Annotated in this window: 1 pseudogene; it reads left to right on the forward strand. The window is 69.9% G+C overall.

What is annotated here, in order from left to right:
• Nucleotides 1-375, forward strand: a pseudogene (locus QK290_RS18590) (MBL fold metallo-hydrolase); the annotation flags it as partial.

Raw genomic sequence — 375 nt, forward strand, 5'->3', positions numbered from 1 at the left:
ACCTGTCCTTCCTGGTCACCGACGGTGCGTTCAGCGACCAGCCCGGCTACCTGCTCTCCGGGGACTTCGTCTTCTCCGGTGACCTGGGCCGCCCTGACCTGCTCGACGAGGCAGCCGGCGGCGTCGACACCCGCTTCGAGGGCGCCAAGCAGCTGTTCGCCAGCCTGCGGGATAAGTTCCTGACCCTGCCGGACTACGTCCAGGTCCACCCGGCCCACGGGGCCGGCAGCGCCTGCGGCAAGGCACTCGGCGCCATCCCCTCCTCCACCGTCGGCTATGAGCGCCTCTACGCCTGGTGGGGCCCGTACCTGGCCACCAACGACGAGCAGGGCTTCATCGATGAACTCCTCGAGGGCCAGCCCGACGCCCACGCCT

The sequence above is a fragment of the Pseudarthrobacter sp. AL07 genome (genome assembly GCF_029960665.1).
Lineage (GTDB): Bacteria > Actinomycetota > Actinomycetes > Actinomycetales > Micrococcaceae > Arthrobacter.